At 48.4% G+C, this 22,209-nt stretch carries 21 protein-coding genes and 1 pseudogene; 10 read left to right on the top strand and 12 right to left on the bottom strand.

What is annotated here, in order from left to right:
• Positions 1–22 precede the first annotated feature (22 nt).
• The 8 genes from P3339_RS10590 to P3339_RS10625 all read left to right on the top strand — a co-directional run bounded on the left by P3339_RS10590 (position 23) and on the right by P3339_RS10625 (position 10,177).
• Entirely contained in the window at positions 23–187 is a 165-nt protein-coding gene (locus P3339_RS10590) for a GntR family transcriptional regulator (protein ID WP_282953356.1), read from the top strand.
• On the top strand, positions 187–687 hold the full coding sequence (locus P3339_RS10595) for a GntR family transcriptional regulator (protein WP_282953357.1): 501 nt from the start codon (positions 187–189) through the stop codon (positions 685–687). The genes P3339_RS10590 and P3339_RS10595 overlap by 1 nt, the downstream gene beginning before the upstream one ends.
• A 3-nt stretch (positions 688–690) precedes the next feature.
• Entirely contained in the window at positions 691–1,569 is an 879-nt protein-coding gene (gene prpB, locus P3339_RS10600) for a methylisocitrate lyase (protein ID WP_282953358.1), read from the top strand.
• A gap of 84 nt (positions 1,570–1,653) precedes the next feature.
• Positions 1,654–2,781: a bifunctional 2-methylcitrate synthase/citrate synthase gene (prpC, locus tag P3339_RS10605; RefSeq protein ID WP_282953359.1), complete on the top strand. Its 1,128-nt coding sequence runs from the start codon at positions 1,654–1,656 to the stop codon at positions 2,779–2,781.
• A 126-nt stretch (positions 2,782–2,907) separates the two neighbouring features.
• A complete protein-coding gene (gene acnD, locus P3339_RS10610; protein WP_282953360.1) occupies positions 2,908–5,505 on the top strand; it encodes a Fe/S-dependent 2-methylisocitrate dehydratase AcnD in 2,598 nt (865 codons plus the stop codon).
• A gap of 3 nt (positions 5,506–5,508) precedes the next feature.
• Positions 5,509–6,687: a 2-methylaconitate cis-trans isomerase PrpF gene (gene prpF, locus P3339_RS10615; protein ID WP_282953361.1), complete on the top strand. Its 1,179-nt coding sequence runs from the start codon at positions 5,509–5,511 to the stop codon at positions 6,685–6,687.
• Positions 6,688–7,131: 444 nt separating this feature from the next.
• The gene (locus tag P3339_RS10620; protein ID WP_282953362.1) at positions 7,132–9,759 is read left to right on the top strand and encodes a TonB-dependent receptor; all 2,628 of its coding nucleotides are present in this window, start codon (positions 7,132–7,134) and stop codon (positions 9,757–9,759) included.
• Positions 9,760–9,931: 172 nt separating this feature from the next.
• On the top strand, positions 9,932–10,177 hold the full coding sequence (locus tag P3339_RS10625; RefSeq protein WP_020412969.1) for a DUF2164 domain-containing protein: 246 nt from the start codon (positions 9,932–9,934) through the stop codon (positions 10,175–10,177).
• Positions 10,178–10,242: 65 nt separating this feature from the next.
• Here the strand turns inward: P3339_RS10625 and P3339_RS23440 are convergent, their stop codons facing one another.
• Both P3339_RS23440 and P3339_RS10630 read right to left on the bottom strand, forming a co-directional pair.
• Positions 10,243–10,818: an EamA family transporter gene (locus tag P3339_RS23440; protein ID WP_353056925.1), complete on the bottom strand. Its 576-nt coding sequence runs from the start codon at positions 10,816–10,818 to the stop codon at positions 10,243–10,245.
• An 18-nt stretch (positions 10,819–10,836) separates the two neighbouring features.
• Positions 10,837–11,952, bottom strand: a complete 1,116-nt coding sequence (locus tag P3339_RS10630; protein ID WP_282953363.1) for an agmatine deiminase family protein — start codon at positions 11,950–11,952, stop codon at positions 10,837–10,839.
• Positions 11,953–12,485: 533 nt separating this feature from the next.
• Between P3339_RS10630 and P3339_RS10635 the strand changes: the two genes are divergently transcribed.
• Together P3339_RS10635 and P3339_RS10640 are read left to right on the top strand one after the other, a co-directional pair.
• Entirely contained in the window at positions 12,486–13,070 is a 585-nt protein-coding gene (locus P3339_RS10635) for an FAD-dependent oxidoreductase (protein WP_282953364.1), read from the top strand.
• A gap of 14 nt (positions 13,071–13,084) precedes the next feature.
• On the top strand, positions 13,085–13,546 hold the full coding sequence (locus P3339_RS10640; RefSeq protein WP_282953365.1) for an FAD-dependent oxidoreductase: 462 nt from the start codon (positions 13,085–13,087) through the stop codon (positions 13,544–13,546).
• Positions 13,547–13,624: 78 nt separating this feature from the next.
• On the opposite strand, the pseudogene P3339_RS23445 reads toward P3339_RS10640, so the two are convergent.
• From P3339_RS23445 to P3339_RS10695, 10 genes and pseudogenes are all read right to left on the bottom strand, one after another.
• Positions 13,625–13,941 (bottom strand): annotated as a pseudogene (locus P3339_RS23445) (heavy metal-binding domain-containing protein).
• A gap of 84 nt (positions 13,942–14,025) precedes the next feature.
• The gene (locus tag P3339_RS10655; RefSeq protein ID WP_282953367.1) at positions 14,026–14,523 is read right to left on the bottom strand and encodes an arsinothricin resistance N-acetyltransferase ArsN1 family B; all 498 of its coding nucleotides are present in this window, start codon (positions 14,521–14,523) and stop codon (positions 14,026–14,028) included.
• A gap of 50 nt (positions 14,524–14,573) precedes the next feature.
• Complete coding sequence (locus tag P3339_RS10660) at positions 14,574–15,182, bottom strand: hypothetical protein (RefSeq protein WP_282953368.1); 609 nt, start codon at positions 15,180–15,182, stop codon at positions 14,574–14,576.
• A gap of 546 nt (positions 15,183–15,728) precedes the next feature.
• Positions 15,729–16,187, bottom strand: a complete 459-nt coding sequence (locus tag P3339_RS10665) for a nuclear transport factor 2 family protein (protein WP_282953369.1) — start codon at positions 16,185–16,187, stop codon at positions 15,729–15,731.
• Positions 16,188–16,391: 204 nt separating this feature from the next.
• Complete coding sequence (locus P3339_RS10670; RefSeq protein ID WP_282953370.1) at positions 16,392–16,667, bottom strand: TehB family protein; 276 nt, start codon at positions 16,665–16,667, stop codon at positions 16,392–16,394.
• The gene (locus P3339_RS10675; protein ID WP_282953371.1) at positions 16,664–17,128 is read right to left on the bottom strand and encodes an alpha/beta fold hydrolase; all 465 of its coding nucleotides are present in this window, start codon (positions 17,126–17,128) and stop codon (positions 16,664–16,666) included. The genes P3339_RS10670 and P3339_RS10675 overlap by 4 nt, the downstream gene beginning before the upstream one ends.
• Before the next feature lie 11 nt (positions 17,129–17,139).
• Positions 17,140–17,616 (bottom strand): alpha/beta fold hydrolase, encoded by a 477-nt coding sequence (locus P3339_RS10680; protein WP_282953372.1) that lies wholly within the window; start codon positions 17,614–17,616, stop codon positions 17,140–17,142.
• Between the two features lie 93 nt (positions 17,617–17,709).
• A complete protein-coding gene (locus P3339_RS10685) occupies positions 17,710–20,145 on the bottom strand; it encodes an ABC transporter permease (protein ID WP_282953373.1) in 2,436 nt (811 codons plus the stop codon).
• On the bottom strand, positions 20,142–20,858 hold the full coding sequence (locus P3339_RS10690) for an ABC transporter ATP-binding protein (RefSeq protein WP_282953374.1): 717 nt from the start codon (positions 20,856–20,858) through the stop codon (positions 20,142–20,144). The genes P3339_RS10685 and P3339_RS10690 overlap by 4 nt, the downstream gene beginning before the upstream one ends.
• Positions 20,859–20,893: 35 nt before the next feature.
• Positions 20,894–22,144: an efflux RND transporter periplasmic adaptor subunit gene (locus P3339_RS10695; protein WP_282953375.1), complete on the bottom strand. Its 1,251-nt coding sequence runs from the start codon at positions 22,142–22,144 to the stop codon at positions 20,894–20,896.
• Positions 22,145–22,209 lie beyond the last annotated feature (65 nt).

Consider the following 22,209-nt stretch of genomic DNA (forward strand, 5'->3'; position numbering starts at 1 on the left):
AGGGCAAATGGCTACTATTGGTATGAACGTCCCGATACGTGAAGCCCATCAGAGTCTGGCTGAGCGTCTTTTTTTGACACTGCGCGGTGAGATTGTAGAGGGGCGCATCGCTGCGGGCAGCAAAATTAGTGAGCCTGAGCTTGCCCGGCGTTTCAATGCAAGCCGGGGAGCCTGCGCGAGGCTCTAATGCGCCTGGAGTCCCTGGGTTTGTTGGAGCGCAGAGTGAATGTGGGCGCCCGTGTGGTCGAGCTGAGTGAGCGGGGCCTATTGGAGCTCTATGAGGTGCGTGAAGCCCTTGAGGGCATGGCCTGTAGGCTGGCAGCTGAACAGCGCAGTGACGAGGACTTGGTGGCTTTGCGCGGAATGCTTGCGGGCCACGAGCAACAGGAGGAGCTGCAGGCTGGCAAGGCCTATTTCCAACCGGAAGGGGATTTCGACTTTCATTTTCGCATAGTGCAGGCGTCCAAAAATGATTTACTGATCGACACGCTATGCAATCGTCTTTACTACCGTGTTCGTATGTATCGCTACCAGTTGGGTATGGCTAGTCCCAGGGCCCAGCGTGCGTTTCGCGAACACAGCCATATCATCGAAGCCATAGAAGCGGGGGATGGGGAGCTGGCAGAGTTATTAATGCGCCGGCATATCCGCGCTTCCAGGCAGAATATTGAAAATAAACTGAGGTAGAGTATGAGCAAAAAGCCTTCCGCCGGCGCGCGTTTTCGCACCGCACTTGCAGAAAATTCACCGTTACAGGTAGTCGGTACCATTAATGCGTATTCCGCGATCATGGCCGAACGTATTGGCCACAAGGCAATTTACCTTTCCGGTGCAGGTGTTGCCAACGCCTCCTATGGTCTGCCCGACCTGGGTATGACGAGCCTCGACAATGTACTCGAGGATGTTCGCCGTATTACCGCTGCCAGTGACCTGCCGCTGTTGGTAGATATAGATACTGGTTGGGGCGGTGCTTTCAATATCGCTCGCACCATTAAAGAGATGATTCGTGCAGGCGCAGGTGCAGTGCATATTGAAGATCAGGTTGCACAAAAGCGTTGCGGCCATCGCCCAAATAAGGAAATCGTTTCCAAGCAGGAAATGGTGGATCGTATCAAGGCTGCAGTAGATGCCCGTACCGATGATAACTTCTTTATTATGGCCCGCACCGATGCCTTTGCTCAGGAAGGGCTGGATGCGGCCATTGAGCGTGCCCAGGCATGCATTGAGGCCGGTGCCGACGGTATCTTTGCTGAAGCAGTCACTGAATTAGAGCACTACAGAGCGTTTAAAGAGGCATTGAACGTGCCGATTTTGGCAAATATTACCGAGTTTGGTAAAACCGAACTGTATAACACCAAAGAGTTGGGTGACGCCGGTGCAGATATCGTACTGTATCCGTTGTCGGCGTTCCGCGCTATGAATCGTGCTGCGGAAAATGTGTACACCAGCATTCTGCAAAATGGCGACCAAAAAGCGGTTGTGGATACCATGCAAACCCGTGAGGAGCTGTACGACTACCTCAATTATCACGTGTTTGAGCAGAAACTCGACGAGCTGTTCAAGAAGTAACGGATTTTCGTTTCGAGTAGATACCAGCGTGGTATTTACTCAACGAATAAAGAAACTGCGTATTTAAAAAGGGGAGATAAGAAGATGGTAGAGAAAGCATTGGGTGGTGCCGGTCTGCGCGGCCAGGTTGCGGGTAAAACTGCACTGTCTACAGTGGGCAAATCCGGTTCCGGCCTAACTTACCGTGGTTACGATATCAAAGATCTGGCTGAGCACTGTCAGTTTGAAGAAGTGGCCTACCTGATTTTCTACGGAGAGTTACCTACTAGCGGTCAGCTTGCTGAGTACAAGGCGGTGTTGAAAAGCATGCGCGGCCTGCCGCAAGCGCTGAAAGAAGTTCTTGAGCGCATCCCCGCTGATGCCCACCCGATGGATGTCATGCGTACCGGTTGCTCCATGCTGGGTAACCTGGAAGTTGAAGAGTCTTTCGCGCAGCAACTGGAGAAAGCCAACCGCCTGTTGGCCGCTTTCCCATCCATTATTTGCTATTGGTACCGTTTCACCCACGACAATGTGCGTATTGAAACTGAAACCGATGATGACAGCATCGGCGGTCACTTCCTGCATATGCTGCGTGGCGAAAAACCTAACGCGCTGCATGAGCAGGTTATGAACGTTTCCCTGATCCTGTATGCAGAGCACGAGTTCAACGCATCTACTTTTACCGCACGTGTTTGTGCATCCACTCTGTCTGACCTGTTTAGCTGTATTACTGGAGCGATCGGTACCCTGCGCGGGCCCTTGCACGGTGGTGCTAATGAAGCGGCGATGGAAATGATCGAGCGTTTCTCCAGCCCGGATGAGGCAGAAAAAGAACTGCTGGGAATGCTGGAGCGTAAAGAAAAAATTATGGGCTTTGGGCACGCTATTTATCGCGAGTCCGATCCGCGCAATGTGATCATCAAGGCCTGGTCTGAAAAGCTGGCTGAAGATGTGGGTGATACTGTGCTTTACCCAGTATCAGTCCGTTGTGAAGAAGTGATGTGGCGCGAGAAAAAATTATTCTGCAATGCAGACTTCTTCCACGCTTCCGCGTATCACTTTATGGGGATTCCCACAAAGTTGTTCACACCGATTTTTGTAATGTCCCGCGTTACTGGCTGGGCTGCACATGTATTTGAACAGCGCGCTGACAATCGCATTATTCGCCCGAGTGCAGAGTACGTAGGTGTTGAGCCTCGTACAGTCACTCCAATCGCCGAGCGTGGTTAATTTTCATTTCATTATTGAAGTGAAGCACACCCAGTGTGCAGGTTTCAGGTTACCAGTGATTGGTGGCCTGAAGCCATTCTCAGAAGAGACACGATTTTAAAAAAGATTCGACTGATTTACCTAGCTATGAATACTGATTACCGCAAATCACTGCCCGGTACCGACCTCGATTATTTCGATACCCGCGCCGCCGTTGACGCGATCCAGCCCGGAGCCTATGCCAAACTGCCGTATACCTCACGTATTCTGGCGGAAAACCTGGTGCGTCGCTGCGAGCCGGAAAAACTGTCCGACTCCCTGAAACAGATTATCGAACGCAAGCGCGAATTGGACTTCCCATGGTTTCCAGCCCGGGTTGTATGCCACGATATTCTTGGTCAAACCGCACTGGTAGACCTCGCCGGTCTGCGCGATGCCATTGCCGATAAAGGCGGTGATCCCGCCAAGGTAAATCCAGTTGTTCCCACCCAGTTGATTGTGGATCACTCCCTCGCGGTAGAGCACCCCGGATTTGAGAAGGATGCTTTTGAAAAAAACCGTGCGGTAGAAGAACGCCGCAACGAAGATCGCTTCCACTTTATCAACTGGACCAAAACCGCATTTGAAAACGTCGATGTGATTCCCCCCGGTAACGGCATCATGCACCAGATCAATCTGGAGAAAATGTCTCCGGTGGTGCAGGTGCGCGAGGGCGTAGCTTTCCCGGATACCTGTGTCGGCACTGATAGCCACACACCGATGGTAGATGCCCTGGGTGTGATTTCTGTGGGCGTTGGCGGTCTGGAAGCTGAGAGTGTGATGCTCGGCCGCGCCTCTTATATGCGTCTGCCGAATATTGTTGGGGTGGAACTCACCGGAAAGTTGCAGCCAGGTATTACCGGTACCGATTTGGTATTGGCTCTCACTGAATTCCTGCGCCGCGAGCGCGTGGTTGGTGCCTACCTGGAGTTCTACGGCGAAGGGGCTTCCAACCTGACCCTGGGCGATCGCGCCACTATTTCCAATATGACTCCGGAGTATGGCGCTACTGCGGCCATGTTCTCTATCGATGAGCAGACCATCGACTACCTCAAGCTCACCGGCCGCGATGATGAGCAGGTAGCCCTGGTAGAGAAGTTTGCCAAGGAAACGGGCCTCTGGTCCGACACCTTGAAGGATGCCGAATACGAGCGCGTGCTGGAGTTCGATCTGGACACAGTGGGTCGCAACCTTGCTGGCCCTTCCAACCCCCACGCGCTGCTGCCGGCCTCGGAACTGGCCAATCGCGGTATCGCTAAAGCCTGGGAAGAGAAAGCCGGTGAGATGCCCGATGGTGCTGTGATTATTGCCGCGATTACCAGCTGCACCAATACCAGTAACCCGCGCAATATGATTGCCGCAGGCCTGATTGCCCGCAATGCCAACAAGCTCGGTCTGACCCGCAAACCCTGGGTGAAATCCTCCCTGGCACCGGGCTCCAAAACGGTAAAAATGTATCTGGAAGAGGCCGACCTGCTACCGGATCTGGAGCAGATGGGCTTCGGCGTAGTGGCTTTCGCCTGTACCACCTGTAATGGCATGAGCGGCGCCCTGGATCCGAAAATCCAGCAGGAAGTGATCGACCGCGATCTGTATGCTACTGCAGTCCTGTCTGGCAACCGCAACTTCGACGGTCGTATTCACCCCTATGCCAAGCAGGCTTTCCTGGCTTCACCTCCGCTGGTCGTTGCCTACGCTATTGCCGGTACCATCCGTTTCGACATCGAAAAAGATGCGCTGGGATACGATGCCGATGGCAACCCGATTACCCTGAAAGACATCTGGCCCAGCGACGAAGAGATCGATGCGATCGTACGTCAGAGCGTGAAACCGCAGCAGTTCCGCGATGTGTATATTCCCATGTTTGAAGAGCGGGATGCCGCAGAAGAGCAGGGTCACGCACTCTATGACTGGCGTCCAACGAGCACCTATATTCGCCGTCCACCTTATTGGGAAGGTGCCCTGGCAGGCGAGCGCAGCTTGAAGGGCATGCGCCCGCTGGCGTTGCTGGGTGACAATATCACTACCGACCACTTGTCTCCCTCCAATGCCATTCTGGCCAGCAGTGCTGCCGGTGAATACCTGGCGAAGATGGGATTGCCGGAAGAGGACTTTAACTCCTACGCAACCCACCGTGGTGACCACCTCACTGCCCAGCGTGCAACTTTCGCCAACCCGAAGCTGCTCAACGAAATGGTACGCAATGATAAGGGCGAGATTCGCCAGGGCTCTCTGGCTCGTGTCGAGCCGGAAGGGCAGGTTACCCGTATGTGGGAGGCGATCGAGACTTATATGGATCGCAAGCAGCCGCTGATTATCATTGCAGGCGCTGATTACGGGCAGGGCTCTTCCCGTGACTGGGCTGCGAAAGGTGTGCGCCTGGCCGGCGTGGAGGCGATTGTTGCCGAAGGCTTCGAGCGTATTCACCGCACCAACCTGATTGGCATGGGCGTGTTGCCGCTGGAGTTTAAGCCGGGCACTACCCGTGAAACCCTGGGTATCGACGGTACTGAAACTTTCGATGTGGTTGGTGGGCGCACTCCCCATGCCACGCTGACCTTGCTGATCCACCGCGCCAACGGTGAGACAGTTGAGGCTCCAGTTACATGCCGCCTGGATACCGCAGAAGAGGTTTCCATTTATGAGGCTGGGGGTGTTTTGCAGCGCTTTGCTAAAGATTTCCTCGAAGCAGAAGCGACGGCCTGAGTTATGAAGTTTATTCCTCAAGTAAAAATCCCCGCGACTTATATGCGCGGGGGAACCAGCAAGGGTGTTTTCTTCCGTTTACAGGATCTACCCGAAGTTGCGCAGGTTCCAGGAGAGGCCCGTGATAATTTACTGTTGCGGGTAATCGGCAGTCCGGACCCCTACGGTAAGCAAACCGATGGTATGGGTGGCGCCACTTCGAGCACCAGCAAAACGGTGATCCTGTCTGCCTGTGATAAGCCCAATCACGATGTGAACTACCTGTTTGGCCAGGTTTCCATCGATAAGCCCATGGTCGATTGGAGCGGCAACTGCGGTAATCTCACTGCGGCTGTTGGAGCCTTTGCGATTAATAGCGGCTTTGTGGATGCTGCGCGGATTCCAGAGAATGGTATTTGTACAGTGCGCATTTGGCAGGCCAATATTGGCCAAACCATTATCGCCCATGTGCCTATTACCAATGGTGAAGTGCAGGAAACCGGGGATTTCGAGCTGGATGGCGTAACTTTCCCGGCAGCCGAAGTAGAAATTGAGTTTATGGATCCCTCGGACGGCGAGGGTGCCATGCTTCCCACCGGTAACCCCGTCGATGATCTGGACGTGCCCGGGATTGGTATGCTGAAGGCGACCATGATCAATGCCGGTATCCCCACGATCTTCGTCAATGCGGAAGACATTGGCTATAGCGGCACTGAGTTGCAGGATGCCATTAATGGCGATGGCAAGGCGCTCGCCATGTTCGAGACCATCCGCGCCTACGGTGCAGTGAAGATGGGCCTGATTTCTTCGGTGGAGGAAGCCGCGGCCCGGCAGCACACGCCGAAGATTGCCTTTGTCGCCAAGCCGCAGGGCTACATCGCCTCCAGTGGAAAAAAGGTAGCGGCGCAAGATATTGATTTGCTTGTGCGTGCGCTCTCGATGGGCAAACTGCACCATGCCATGATGGGCACGGCAGCGGTAGCTATCGGCACAGCTGCGGCTATTCCTGGTACTTTGGTGAATCTTGCCGCTGGTGGTGGTGAGCGCAGTTCCGTCTGCTTTGGCCATCCTTCAGGCACATTGCGGGTTGGAGCCCATGCGAAAGTTGTTGATGGCCAGTGGGTTGCCACCAAAGCCATTATGAGTCGCAGTGCCCGGATCCTGATGGAGGGGTGGGTAAGGGTGCCTGGCGATAGTTTCTAGGGTTAATTGGCGTTACTTTGGCGGGGGCCCTGTAAGGTTCCCGCTATTTTTCACTTCTTATCTCCTTTGCTTCTAGTTATTTAATAAGTGCTTTTTCCAATTGAATAAGCTTGCTCTGAAGCCAAGACATTTTTTTCTCTGGCTGATGTAAAAAATTTCACGGCTTTCTGTGGGAATTTGTCTCCTTAATTTATGTAAAATAAAAAAATATTTCTAGAGTCTGCTTCCATTCCTCCAAATATTTAAGTAGTTGGCTGATATCCTGGCTTAACGCAGATTGGTCCGATTTGTCCTAATCGCGATCCCTCCCGTCGTATCTTGGTTTCACAGAGCTCTCCTTTCTGAGATTTTAATCTGGTCGCCGTATAGCCGACGGCCTTTAGGGTTAGCCACGTATAACAATCAAATTTGGCTTTCCTTTTACAGCAGATTGGAGAGACATCAATGAGAATTAAAAAACCACTTACCCTTGCGATTGCAATGGCAAATGTTGCGGTAGTGTCGGCTTGGGCTCAGGAAGAAAGCCAACAGGATGATGATTGGGTACTAGAAGAAGTAACGGTTACCGCAACCAAGCGCGAAACCAACCTGATGGAAACCCCGGTAGCGATCAGTGCATTTACTCAAGAAGAGCTGGATCGACAAGGGGTAAAGAACGTAAAGGATTTGGGCAACACTATCCCCAATGTGGATATTGGCTATGATGCCTCCCAGTCCTCCCCTGTAATTTCTATGCGGGGCGTGCGCTCTACTAACACCACTGAGTTTGGTGACCCAGCTGTTGGTTTGCACTTCGATGGTATTTACTCATCACGCCCCCAGTCTGCTATGGCAATGATGTTTGACTCCGAAAGGGTTGAAGCCATGCGTGGGCCGCAGGGCACCCTTTATGGGCGTAACTCTACCGTTGGTGCCATTAATGTTATTTCAAAAAGACCGGTAATTAATGAGTTCGAAGGTTCAGTTGGAGTTGAGTTCGGTCGCTGGAATCAAGAGCTGGTAAAAGGTGTTATCAATATTCCAGTTTCAGACACCTTTGCTCTTCGTGCGTCCTTTATGGATGAGACACGGGATTCCTACCTTACCGGGTTTTATGACGTTAACCAGTGGGATAATCGCTATATTGATGCTGACTCTGTAGGTGCGGGTGTATTAGCTGATAACGCAATCACAACTTTTATTCAGGCGAATAACGCTGAAGGAGCCACAGACTATCAGCTGGTCAGGGCGGATGCTGAAGATTTTTATGGGAATGTTGATCAGCAAGCGGTGCGTATAGGTGCGTTATGGGAACCGACTGACGATATTTCTTGGTATGCCGTAGCGGAACACTATCAGGATAGTAGTGCAGGCGGCATCAACACTATCGACTGTGAAAAGGCTGAGCAGCGCGAAGATGGAACAACTTGTGAAACCTACTACGGCTCCGGTGCTGATGAGTACACCGTAGCGGTGAATGTACCAGGTGAACTTGATCTCACCATGACTTCATTCCGTTCTAACTTCCGCTGGGATCTCAGCGATACAATGGCCTTTGTGTATAACACCGGATATGCAGTTCAGGAACGAAGTAATCTGATTGATATTGATGCTGGTCGCAATACCTGGGATATGAGTATGAGCATTACAGACTCAGAAAATACCTCCTACTCCCATGAGTTGCAGCTGCAATCTACAGGTGATGGTCCCCTACAGTGGATTACAGGTTTGTTTTATTTCCATGAGACCACTGATCTGAATGGCTACTTCCTGGCCTCATTAGATAATGCCGTATTTTGGAGACAGCCAGACAGAACTGTAGAGGCCAGCGCGGTATTTGCTCAGGCTACCTATGACCTTACTGATACCCTGCACCTGACTCTTGGTGGTCGCTATACTGAAGATAAGAAGAGTGATGAAGGTGGTAATAACCTGAGCTGTACTCGTGACTGGTCCACTGGATCAGATGAAGTGTATGGTTGCTTCCCTGCCTATTTACAGGACACCTTTAATAGCTTTTCTATTAGTCACTTCGCCGATAGTTCAATTTATACAATCGATACTTACAATGATGTCAGCAAGAGCTGGGATTCATCAGACTTCCGAATTGGTCTTGATTATGACCTGACAGATGACGTCATGCTGTATGCATATGTTGCAAGTGGATTTAAATCCGGAGGTTTGGGTGACGTTGTCATCCAATATGAGCAAGACCCGGGTACGGCTGAGTACATCTACGATGATGAAGGAAATCGGGTTGTTCAACAGGTAATTGACACTAGCTATGATGAGGAGAAGGTCATTACTTGGGAGCTAGGAGCAAAAGGTACCTTCTTGGATGGACGCCTAAATCTGGCCAGTACCTTCTTTTTCTCCGACTATAAGGATATGCAGCTAGCTGCACCTGATACCGCGTACTCGTACTATGCGGTAGAGCGAGAAGGTGAGAATGCCGGTGAAATTACGACCGAGCCCGTTGTTATTTACCTTACCAAGAATGCTGCTAGCGCAGAAATTATGGGGTTAGAGTTAGAGTTTGACTGGGCTCCCTATCCGAATGGCCGAATCAGTGGTTTTGCTACCTGGATACAAACAGAAATCACCTCTGATTTTTGGAACCGCTGGAATTTCAACAACCAAGCGTTGTTTGAACTTTCGGATTATGGTTTAGCTCATGACAATACTAATGAAGGACTCTTCAGAAATTTGAAGGATAATGAGTTGCCGGTATCACCGGAGTTCAGCTTCACTATCAATTACGATCACACTTTTGAGCTGGCCCACGGCGGTGCAATTATTCCGTTTATCGGCATTCACTGGGAGGATGAGTCTTACCTGACTTATTGGAATGTTGATAAGCATGATTTCCCGGCTGGTGATACTTCGGCTTATGATGATGGCCGAGATTCTTTCTGGATGATCAATGCGTCCATCAAGTATGCAAGCCCAGATGATCAGTGGAATGTTGAAGCTTATGGTAACAATATTACCGATGAAATTGTTCCGTACTACGCAGATGGAAGTGATGGCCTGGTATCCGGTCCATTCTCCACACCTGTGAGCTACGGAGTACGTTTCAACTACAATTTTTAAGTAAAGTTCCCAATAAGGGTCACTCAAATCCGAGCAGCCTTGGGCTGCTCGGATTTTTTCATTCTGTCTTGTATACCTATGGAAGTCATCGTAGTCTTTGTTTACTAATATATCCCAGTATATGTTTAATAGCTTTTCCGGGTAAAAATGAAGTAATGACAGGGTTATTCTTATGCCAGAAATTGTACTTGAAAAAGAACGTAAATCTGTATTGGTGGAGAAGATAAGGAAATACCTTTCTGAGGAGTTTGATCTCGAAGCTGGTGGCTTTGAGGTGGAGTTCTTGATCGATTTTCTTGCAAGGGAGATGGGGGCTGGCTTCTACAATCAAGGGCTGCATGATGCACTGGCTATTGTGTCTTCAAAACTGGAAGATATATCTGATGCAATTTATGAGATTGAGAAGCCTGTGAATTAGATCTATCACTCCTCCTGCAGTGTGGGTAAGGGGAGGGTTAAGAGGGTACAGCAGTGATCTGTAGTTCAATATTTGGGGTGCCTTTTATGCTGTCTTTTCTGCCTGAATAAATAACATAGCCAAGAAGACCAGAATAATGCTTGGAAAAAGGAACTACTGAATTCTGACATTTCCAGAAGCAGGGTTAGTGCCAGTACAAAAATCGGGTTCAAGAATCCATAAGCGGCTACCTTGGTGGGACCAATTTTTACCGTGTCGAACTGCAGCAGAAAGAAACTCATTAGTGTGGTGAATAGCGCTAAATAAAGTAAGCTGCCATTGAGTTGAAAAGATGTATTTTGCCAGTTTATGGTGCCTAAGAGGGGGAGGGTAAAAAACAATAACCAGAGTGCACCGAATAAAATTACCCAATAGGCCATGACCTCTGTAGGTTCATCAGAGTGAACCAGCTTAACCAGTGGGTTATACAGGCTAAGTGAAATTGCACCTGATAAGAAGATCCAGCTCGCCCCCGGTTTAGGTCCAGTGTTAATGCAGCCATATTTCTCTTGAAGCCTATCCAGGCTGCACCCAGGGTTCCCAGAAATAACCCAATAATTTTCTGGGTACTTATGGAAAGTTTTGCAAGTGATGCAGAAAATTTTTAAAGAAAAGCAGAATCAAACAATAATCTCTTGCTGTGTAGAACAGTGGACGCTGCCTCCACCTGAAGCAATTCCATCAATTGCTATTTGCTCAATTATATGATTGGGGAAGGCGCTTTGCAAAACAGCTCTGGCTTTCTCATCTGCATTTCTATCGCCAAATTTTTGAGCAATTATTGCGCCGTTACAAACATAGTAACCAATATAGCCTGCGGCAAAGTCTTTAGTACCAAATCTCTCATTAATAATTTCTGGTGTATCCAGGACGTGTAGGTTTAGCGGATTTCCATTTGCGTCGACACTATTGCTTAATGTGTTGATATTTTCGCGAGTAACCTCATAGTCATAGGAGGATTGATAATTATCCCTGCTGACTATAACTTCCCCAGGTTTGATAAAACGTGCGTAAAAATCGGTATGGCCGTCTGTGATATCCATTCCCTTAATGCCTTTGAGCCAAATAATTTTACGTAATCCGAGCAGTGCCTTGAGTTCCTTTTCAATATCTATTTTTGACCATCCTGGATTACGGTTTTTATTGAGGATGCAGCTCTCAGTCATAATCGCTGTGCCATTTCCATCAACTTCAAAGCACCCACCCTCTAGTACAATGTTGGCTCTCTCATGGATTGCTCCAGATGTATTGGCAATATACCTGGCGACTTGTTTGTCTAACGAGTGTTCCTGTTTGTTGCCCCAACCATTGAAATTGAAATTCAGTGCAATTTTCTCCCCATAGGTGGATCTTACAAAGATAGGGGCCGTGTCACGAAGCCATAGATCATCGACTTCAAAAGTATGAAGCTCGATTTTAAAATTTGAATTATCTATATCCAGTAACTCTTCTGCTTCATGTAAATTTTTTCTGCTCACCAGGAGAGATACGGGCTCATATTTGGCAATTGTATTTGCAATTAATGCCAGATTCCTTTTTACCTCAGGAATTTGCTTATGTGACCAAATATAATCATTGGCAACAAAAGCCATCCATGTTCTCTTGTGTTGATCGCTTTCATCTGGCATGTGCAGCGAGCTGAAGGTTAAGTCCTGCATGGCTAATGATTTTTTTGCGAATAGCGGGGCTGCAAGTAAAAGGCTGCTAATCTTAATAAATAGTCTTCGGTCAATCATGGTGGTTTTCTGTTTTTTCAGATTGTTGCTTTTTTGCAGTTTTATGAAGTTGAGTTTAATATTCTTTTGCGTCTTAGGCTACATATTTATGTGATATTTCTGTGGAAAGTGATGGTTTAAGGGGCTTGCTGATTCTTTCTTTTTAGGTGGATTTGCTGCATCTAGCTGCATCTAAGGGGAGGGTTTATCCTGTGGGTTGGCGGTCTATATCTTTATAATTTTTTTATTAATTTAAGATATAATTAATCAAATATTAAAATGAATAAATAATTTATTTCTGCAGTGCTCGGTTCGTATTAGTCGCTACATATCACGGGGTGGTTATGATAATGTCCAGGATTTAGTAGCTAAAGCTTCCTGATTTCAGCACTCTTTTTAGTTGTAAGGGGGCATAATTACTCCTTTCATTGATGAAGTGTGCCCTTTGTATCGATAACCACCTGAGCTTTATGTATAGGGGTGAAACCGAGAGTTCATGTTTATACTTTACGCAGATAGCAGTGGCCTGATAGTGAAGTTATTCGAGGTGGCTTGTGAAAGTATTGGTTGTTGGGGCGGGACCTACTGGTCTTACCGCTGCCATTGAGCTTACCCGCCTTGGTTTGTCACCAAGGATTATTGACCGTCGGGACAGCGCATCCACTCTAAGTAGGGCTGTGGGTATTACTTCCCGCAGTCTTGAATTGCTTTCGAAGTCAGGCGTTTCAGAGAAATTGATAGCTGAAGGTATTGCTGTTCAAGCTGCCTGTATCTATCTGGATACGCGACTAGCGCTTGAATTCCCCCTTCACTCCGATCGCACCTATTTCCCCACTATTCTCGGATTGCCTCAAGACAGGACCGAATCCCTTATGGCCCAGGTACTATCAGGTATGGGTGTTGAGGTCGAATATCAGAAAGAGCTTACATTTCTTACTGAATCTGAAGGCGGAGTGGTAGCCCAGTTTAATGCGGGTGAGGAGGCGCGTTTCGATCTTGTGATTGGAGCGGATGGTATCCACAGCACTGTTCGTGAGGCTGCAGGTATTAATTATCCTGGGTTTGACCTGGAGGAAGAATGGTCGATTGCCGATGTCGATACCGATGGTTGGCCCCCAAAAGAAAGTTCACATTGGTAAAAATGGAGTCCGGAGTGGTAGCTGTTGCAGTGCCTTTAGGGGAGGGGCGCCATCGTTTGGTGGCAAGCTGTGACGATGCCATAGGGGCTTTCCCAATGGCATTGGATATCAAGAGGGTTCGTCGTCAGGGAACCTTTAATATTTCTGTTCGCCAGGCTGAGACCTACTCGAAAGGCAGAATACATCTTGCTGGAGATGCCGCCCACTGTCATTCTCCTGTAGGCGGCCGCGGTATGAACTTGGGGATTGCCGATGCTGCTGAGCTAGCAGCGCGGGTTGTAGCAGGGCGGCTCACTGGGTACTCAGAATTGCGTCACAGGGAGGACAAGAAGGTTATTGACATTACCGAGCATGGCCGCAAAATAGTCACTGGGCAATCCCTTAAGGCAAGATTTGAATTCAGGGCCCTTATAGCTGCCGCTAACTCTTTGCCGGCGGTGCGGAGAAAGTTGGGGCAGTTTGCGGTAGAGCTTTAGTCGTGTAAATAAGTAGCAGCTTCTAGCTTGGGTTAAGTCTATACAGGGAAATTGTTCAAATTTTTTGATGCCAACAGCCTATCTTTTTAACTTAACTGCTGTACCAAAAACCAGGATCTCTGAGGAGCCGTCCATAATAGCACTTGTAGTAAAGCGAATACCCACTACGGCGTCAGCACCTTTCTGTGTTGCGCTATCGCTCAGTCTTTGAAAAGCTTTTTTCTCGCTTCGGTCAGCATTTCGGTATAGCCGCGGATCTCTCCACCGACAATACTCTTGATCCCTGCCATTAAGTCACGACCGATATGTTTTGACTGAACAACATTACCTGTGACGATATCCAGCACCTCTGAGATCTCCTTCCCTGGTACTGTTTCCGTAGTTGAAAAAATCATTTGACTTCCTTCTTATGGCGAAATCTAGTGTAAAAGTATATATCTAATACGTGGTTATCGTAATCGAATGGTTATATATCTTAATTATTTTCCTGAGGAAAGTAAGCATTGCCAATAACCAACATCCACCCACTGCCCAAACTTGTATCCCACTTCCTTAAAATGAGCGACTTTCTTCATGCCAAATTTCTCATGAAGTGCGATGCTACTTGCATTGGGTAGTGCTATACCGCAGATAACTGCATGAACATCAAGCTGTATCAACTGCTTTAATAATTCTGCGTAAAGCTTCGAACCCCAGCCTTTGGATATTGAATTTGTATCTAAATATACGGTAGCTTCTACTGAGTGCTGATATGCACAGCGCCCCTTCCATTTACTGGCATAACAATAGCCAACTATGCGACCTTCATATTCTGCGACAAGCCAGGGGAGTTTGTTTCTGGAGCATTCTTCGATCCTGTTGGTGATAATTTCAGTTGAAACAGGCTCGGTCTCAAAAGTAATAAAAGTACTTTCTATATAGTAATTGTAGATTTCAGCAATCTCTGCGGAGTCTAAAGTAGTAACTAGTCTTATCATGCTTATTCTTAGTTCTTCCCTTGTCGTAATAAGAAAAATGGTCAGCTTAATTAATGCTTGCCTTCCTTGGTGTTGTTCAGTGATTTCTCTAAAGCCTTCGATTCTTCTATTACTCGAACTGACCAGTCTATTCGTTGCTGATCAGAGATTATATCAGGATCTATATCATACAGGCTCCAGTTTCCCGATGGGTCTTTCACAAACTGGGTGCCATACCATTGTGGTTGGTTTAGGTTCATCATTAATCGATCCCATGTAGCTGCTTTTAACCAATTTGCCTTGCTTTTGTCCTCAGCAAGGGTGGCTGCTATGGTGGTAAGTGCGTGAGCGAGCCTAATATCTTCCGCATTATTGCCATGCTGGAAAATAAGTGCTGCATGGTAGAAGTCTTTTGAAGTCTTAATTCGGCCCTCTGCTAGCATCTTTAGTACTTTTTCACGTCGATTCTTGTCTTTATGATTAAGTACATTCCAGTCGATTTCGTCGTGTGAAAGCTTGCGTGCAATCTGATCCTGGTTAAATAAACGGGTTAGATGCTCATTTTCCTGTAGGTGTCGGCTCTCAGATGCCTTATCTATACCTGTTCCGTGATCTGCAAGCGAATCATGAACTGTAATACAGCAAGTATAAATTAGAATTTTAATCAGGGTCTTTTTCATGCAATTACTTTTGTGCTGTTAATGGTGAAGTATGGGGCTGATAGCCCCATACTACTTCTTTATATCGCTATCGTAGGATAAATGTTAGGTATCCAGCTCTTATATGCCAGTTTATAGAGTCAGAAATAAGCTTTTGCTTGTTCTTATTTTCATTATTTTCAGGTTGCGTGTATAGAGATTGGGTATTACCTGGCTGAGGATCATTTGAGTAGCTAAGTTGATACATGTTTAGATCCCCTGGCCACAATTCATTATTCAGGGTGTCTTCCTGGTGTGCGCACCCAACGAGAGCAATAAGTAGAAATGCTGATGATATGAATCTCTTTGTCATCTTGGTATTCTGCTTAAGCATTATGTGACCTCGGATATCTTAATTTACCAGCTGTAGTTAAAATGCTCCAGGGTCCAAACCAGCAAGTAGTGATTTTAAACTGATAGTTTTCTGAGAGGCAGGAAGTTGTGATTTTCTGTCTTGGGCTTGAGTGCATTTGGAAATCACATGATATACAGAAGTGTCCATTTGCTTTAGGCCCGTATTGCCCCAGTTTATTTCTTGCTTACATGTCTATTGTTGTCATGGTATTGCCAGAGAACGTTGATTATCTTCCATTCGTCTCTATCATTTTTATATAAGTGCATGTAGTCAATCCACTCATCTACAGATAATTTTACTGATGCAGCTCGATTATCAATATCAAGGATATCTATATCAATTCTAGGGGAAGGTGGAAACTTATCTCCATCCTTATTGTAGTTTTCGGCTATCCAAAGCATGGTTTCATAATCTGTCTCCATTATGAACTCTGAACCATCCTTAGTTTTCCAATAGGTTCTTTTGGCTAATTTTTTATCTAAACCCCTACCCATTAATTTGGGCTTAACCTGGTGTTGTGATTCAATATAGTCGAGTACAGCCCTCTCTATGCTTTTCTTATCATCTGGTGAATTTGCAGTTACAGCATTGACGATCAGGAAAGATAAAGTGAGCAATGTAATCCGATACATAAATACTCCCTTGGATTTTTTGAGGTTTATTTTATATTCTGGTTGAGAATATCTGTCTAACTATCCACGTTACTTATCATTGAAGTTGATCTTGTCCTTTTATATAGGTGGCTGAAATGTATCCTGTGTCTATCTGCCTTCTTTGACTTGAGGAAGCAGGGCTGTACCAGATCTATCTATCAAGATGGCTGGATTGGATGATTTTTATCGATAGAACTCAACATAAAATTTTACGTTCCCTAGCGGTTTTATGTGGTGCCTTATAGTTGGTTCTACTACGCCAAATTTTTTAGGACTCAACTCAACAATCTCCACTTCAGGCTCTTGAATCGTATATTCTAGTGATCCGGAGAGGATTACAATTTTCCCCCATACTCCCTCCTTGGTATTGTGATCTTTCAGTAGTCCTGGAGGGATGTCTTTTTCAGTGAATTCAGGGGTTTTCTTATAGGGGGTTATACCTGGGGGCAACTCTTTCATTGACGGCAACCTTTTATTGTTTGGATAGAATTTTGGCAATCTAGCCTTTGGTTATAGGCTGATTGGAGCCACTTTTTTGAATGGTTCTCAATAAACCCTAGGTAGGTTGATGCGAGAAGTTCTGGTGCTTCCCACTGCGGATAGTGTCCCACCTTTGCCAGTTCTACGATGCCAGCTGGCCGCTCTATCAGTTCGCGGAACCGGGCTACCATATGTGCGCCTGAAACCGGGTCATATGAGCCATTTATGAGCTGGAGTGGGCCAGGGTACTGGTTTAGGGCATCCAGCCATCGCTGGCGGTATTCGAGTCGTTCTTGCATGTAATTTATCAGTTTGTGGAAACGGTATTTGCCGCCGTTGTACTGGATAATTTGCCAGAGTTCACGCAATTCGGTCTCTGTGGGCTTGGTGGCAGGTCCAAACAGCACCTTGAAGCTGCGGCAGAATTGACGATAGTTCACTAGCAAGTTGATCAGGGGGCCGATGGGGAAATCAGTAACTTCTGGATGGGTCGTGCTTTGTGCGTTTCAGGAAAGAGACCACCATTCAGTAAGCACGTAGAACGGAAAAGCTTCTTTTCCCGGCTATTGTCTCTAGCGAGCAGTTCCTGGGCAACGGTATCGCCGTAGTCGTGTGCCAATAGATGTAATGAAGTGATTTCTAGGCGATGTAGAAGCTCTTCTTGTAAGTCGGCTTGCTCATGGATGCTATACCGGTGTTGTTTTGGTTTGTCAGAATACCCAAAGCCCAGCATATCCATGGCAATACACCGGAAATTTTCCGTAAGTTGTGGCCAAACTTTATGCCAGTCATAGCTACTTGTTGGGAAGCCGTGAACCATCAATAGTATTGGCTTCTGAAGGTTATTTGGATCGCTGTCGATATAGAATAACCGGTGATTTTGGTAGCTGAAGTATTGGCCACTTGATAACCACTGTTGAGGCTGCATTGGTTCTTCCATTTCTTATCGTTGTATTCGCAGCAAAGATTGCATGAAGCGAGTACAATCTCAAGCAGTGTCGGATATTGGCGTAAAGAGTAACTACCCTGTGCCACGCAGGGCGTAAATTGCGGGCTTGTTGATTATCTTCCATACTGAAAGCAGGGTCACCGAGGCGGTTAGGCCGATAATAAGCAATGGTGGTAGCAGCCAGCCCCATAGGCTGGTTTCAATACTGAACTCGCTTTGCTCAAGCCAAAGCGCCAGAGGGACTAGGACCAAAGTCGCTACAGCGATACCGATAACGACGGGAATCAGGCTATCGATCAGGGTGTGATAGAAAATCGTCGCTGGGCGGGCGCCGATTGCCATGCGCACGCCAAGCTCAGTACGCCGCAGTTGTACACTGTAACTGAGCACTCCAAAGATACCGATGGCAGCGAGGCTAAGTGCCAGTAATGTCAGGGCGGTGGTTACCCAAACTGAGACCCGGTCATTGCTTAGGAGTAGGTCTCGCGCCTGCTCCAGGGTGAATAGCTCAGAAACTTTGTACTGCCTGTTTACTTCGGCAAACTCCCGATTAATCTCTGTGGTGCTGAGCGGTTGGTGAGGCTTATGTCTAAGTACGAGTAGGGGATAGCTCACGTTGATACCGCGCACAAATAAGCGGGCGGGTTCCTTTTTGCCGGGCAGGCTTGCGTTGCGTACTACACCGACCACTTGGTAGGGCAAGTCACCTCGCCAGTAGTAGCGATTGCCTAATACTTCTCCATCCGGCTCCAGTTGCTTGGCCAGGGTTTCGTTGACGAGCATCATGTGATTGTTATCGGAAAACTCAGCCGCATTGATATGGCGGCCAGCTACCAGTGGCATACGCAAAATGGAAAGGTAGTTTTCGTCGACAACTGTGGTCTTGGCCATCACCGGGTTTTGTCGGCTGGCATCATGACTCAGGGATGTGGTCCAAAGTGGCCGGCTGATAGAGATAGGAGTGTTTAGGCTCAGGCTGGCATTTTGTACTTTAGGGTGCTCCAGCAATCTCTGCCTGATGGCCTTCAGGTAACTCTCCCGTTCGGCAGTGGGGGCGCTCCTAAGATTGCCGATATTCAGAGTCATCACTTGAACGTTGTCCAAGGGGAAGCCAAAGGGCTGGTTAATCAGTCGGTTAGCTTGCAGGAAAATCTGCAAGCTGGCGACGATAAGCAAACTGGTCATCGCCACTTGGCTGCTGATAAGGACTTTGCGGATCAGTGGTGAAATTTGTACACCGGAGCCTTTGCCGCTGCTCTGCAACATTTGATTCAGTGCGCGGTAATTAACCTGTCGACTGACTATGGCTGAGAAGAACAGGGCGAGAAGTGAGGCACACAACAGTGCAAAAACCAGTGTCTGCCAGTTTAAGGTGAGCTCTTGAATGCGAGGAATCTGTTCCGTAGCCATCACCTTTAATACTTCCGTCGATCCCAGGGCTAAAAGTAGAGAAAGTAATGCAGCCCCTAACATAAGTAGGCCGATTTCACATAGCAGGGCCAAAAAGATATGTTTTTTGTGTGCGCCCAACGCGACCTGTATCGCCATATTGCGTTGTTGTTTGGCTGCGCGAGAAAGAATCAGGTTGGTAACATTGGCGCAAGCAATTAACAGAAGTACCAGTGTGCCGCCCATAATCATTAGGGTTCGCGTGGCGCTGTCACCAAGGATTTTATTGGCGAAGGGGGTGAGTCGGTATTCAACGGACCTTTCTACCGAAGAGGATCTCCCGGCTAGGGCCGCTTGATACTGGGCATCCATTAATGTGCTCAATTCATGCCCCGCACTGGCGGGGTCAATGCCCGGCTTCAGCTTTCCTGTGAGCATGCGGAAAGGCAGGAAGCCTCTCCAATTATTTCTGCGCTCTACTTGTGTATCGTTAAAGTCCCAGGGCAGCCAGACCGCCGTTTGCCGGCCCTGCTTATAGATTTGGGGTTCAATGAAGTCTTTGGCGGTGACGCCGACAATGCGAAAGTCCACCTCCCCAAATTGCAGGCTTTGCTCCAAGACATTTGGGTTGCGCCGGAACATCTGCTCCCAGGTTTGATAGCTGATAACCGCCACGGGAACTCGGCTGTCGAGCCCTTCATCGGCATTGAATTGTCTGCCCAGGGCCAGGGGTGCTCCAGCCAGCTGGAGATATTCCGGAGAGACATAGGAAACATTAATCCGTGGTGATCCGGATAAATTGCGAACCACATCTTCCCAGAAGTACACCAGGGCGCTGGACTCGAAGAAACTATCGTTCTTATAGATTTCAACCAGGGCAGGGTATTGGCTGTTGTTTTCCAGCCGCAGCTGCTTGTTCTGGTAGAGATTACCATTCACGACATACAGCCGATCTTCGTCCGGGTAGGGTAGGGGTGCGGCTAACAGTTGGTAGTTGAGATTAAATAGTGTTACCAGGGCGCCGAGAGTGATACCCAGGGTCAGAATAATAGTGGTGGCGTAGCTCCGCGCCCGATTGAGGGACTGGAGGGCAATGGACAGGTCCTTTGTGGTGATCATAGGGCCATCTCATGGGGCTCTAGTATGGGCTGCGGCGTTGAGATTTTTCCATCCAGCAGATGCAATTGACGGCTGGCCATATCTGCATAGCGAGGGTCATGGGTCACCATGCACAGGGTGGTACCTTCATTGTTGAGCTGCCGCAGCATTTTCATTACCGCATCGCCATTGTGGGAATCCAGGTTGCCGGTGGGCTCGTCTACCAGCAGCAGGGACGGATTGCCAACTAGCGCCCGGGCTATGGCGATTCGCTGCTGTTGGCCACCGGACAACTGGTTAGGTTTGTGAGAGGCCCGGTGACTCATCCCCACCTTCTCCAGGCAGTGTTTCACTTTTTTGTCGGCTTCAGACTTGGAAATCGGATTGCGTCGGTATCGCAGGGGCAGGGCGATATTGTCGTAGACAGAGAGTTCGTCAATCAGGTTAAAGGACTGGAAGATAAAGCCTACTTTCTCGTTACGAATTGTTGCCGCCTCACTTAGCGTCAATTGAGCGACTTCAGTGCCTTCAATCTCATAGCTGCCGCTGGTGGGGAGGTCCAGCAGGCCGAGAATCGAGAGAAGTGTGGATTTACCGCAACCCGAGGGGCCGCAGATAGAAACAAATTCCCCCGAGTAAATACTCAGGTCAACGCCCCGCAGGGCGTGAGTTTCCATTTCTTCGGTGCTGAACACCTTAGTGATCCCGGCCATATGAAGGATTGGCTTGGACATAGCGAACTCCCTGTTCTCGCTTTGGGTTTCAGGCTTTAGTCAATAATCTGGATATGCTCAGCTTCATTAAAATTGGCCATATCCGAGAGGATGATGCGGTCCGCTTCATTGACGCCTTGGGTGATCTGGATGTATCGGCCCGACTCCTCGCCGAAGCTGATGGGCTGGAGTGCCGCTTCCTCCCCGTTTTCGTTAATCAGGAAAAGGTTGGTCTCACTGTGCCTTTGCACATTGATAGGTCTCTCGACGAACAGTGTATCTTCCATCGTGGCGGTGAAGATCCGGGCATCGACGTTGAGTTGTGGCCTGGCAGACTCCGGGGCGCCCGCGCTAAAAGCAATTTCCACTTCAATATTGCCGTCCCGAACCTCAGGAGTAATACGGGTTACCACACCCTCGACTTTTTCCCTGCGGGTATCAATTTCAGCGGGCTGGCCAACTTCCAGTTGCTCTGCTTTGGATTGTGGTACTTGAACCAGGGCGAGTAGATCTGTCTCGCTGCCGATCAATGCCAGCTCCTGGCCGGGATCGACACCTTGCCCCAGCTCTACCGGTAGTCGTTGCAGTATGCCGTCCAGGCCGGCGCGTACTGTCAGTCGGTCTGTACGTTGCTGGATACTTTGCAATTGGGTCTGGGCTTGGTTGATTTGCTCGCGCTGGATTAACTCTGATTCGACGGCGACTTTGCGCAGATGGTTGATACGCTGTTTTTGCAGGTCCACACGTTTTTTCATCTGTTCCTGGCGTAAGACGGTGGTTTGGTAGGTGAGCTGGGAAACCACTCCACTTTTTACCAGCTCGTCCTCAGCTTCGCGACGCAACTTGATCACTTGGTAATTGGAGTTCAGTTCCGCGAGTATGGCTTCCTCCGCGAGAACATCGCGCTGGTTGTTCAGAACAAGCCGACGCAGATTAGCTTCCTCTTGTTCCAGGGAGGTTTCGGCTGCATCCAGGTCGCGCATTAACTCTGGATTACTCAGCTGCATAATGATGCTATCACTTTGTACTTCTGCACCGGGACGCAACATGATTTTTTCAACATTCGCTGCGGTTAGGGCGGTAATTAAAGTCTGCTTGTCTGAACGCAGCCTACCGTAGCCATCTACCACAACCTGCAGGTCTCCCCGTTGGACGGTACCCAACATCAGCTGTTCCCGCTCAACCTTGTAGGCGCTGTCAGGAAGTAACAACAGGGTGCTGGTAAATGCCACAAAAGCAAGAGCAGCACCACCTAGCATTAAAGGGTGCTTAATCAGGGGGCGTTTCTTAGGTTTAAGAATATCCATATTGCGGCATTTCCTTGGTTAAGCAATCGTTGCACGCTTTTCTACTGTGAAACCTTGATGCAGAG

Source organism: Microbulbifer sp. MLAF003 (genome assembly GCF_030012965.1).
Lineage (GTDB): Bacteria > Pseudomonadota > Gammaproteobacteria > Pseudomonadales > Cellvibrionaceae > Microbulbifer > Microbulbifer variabilis.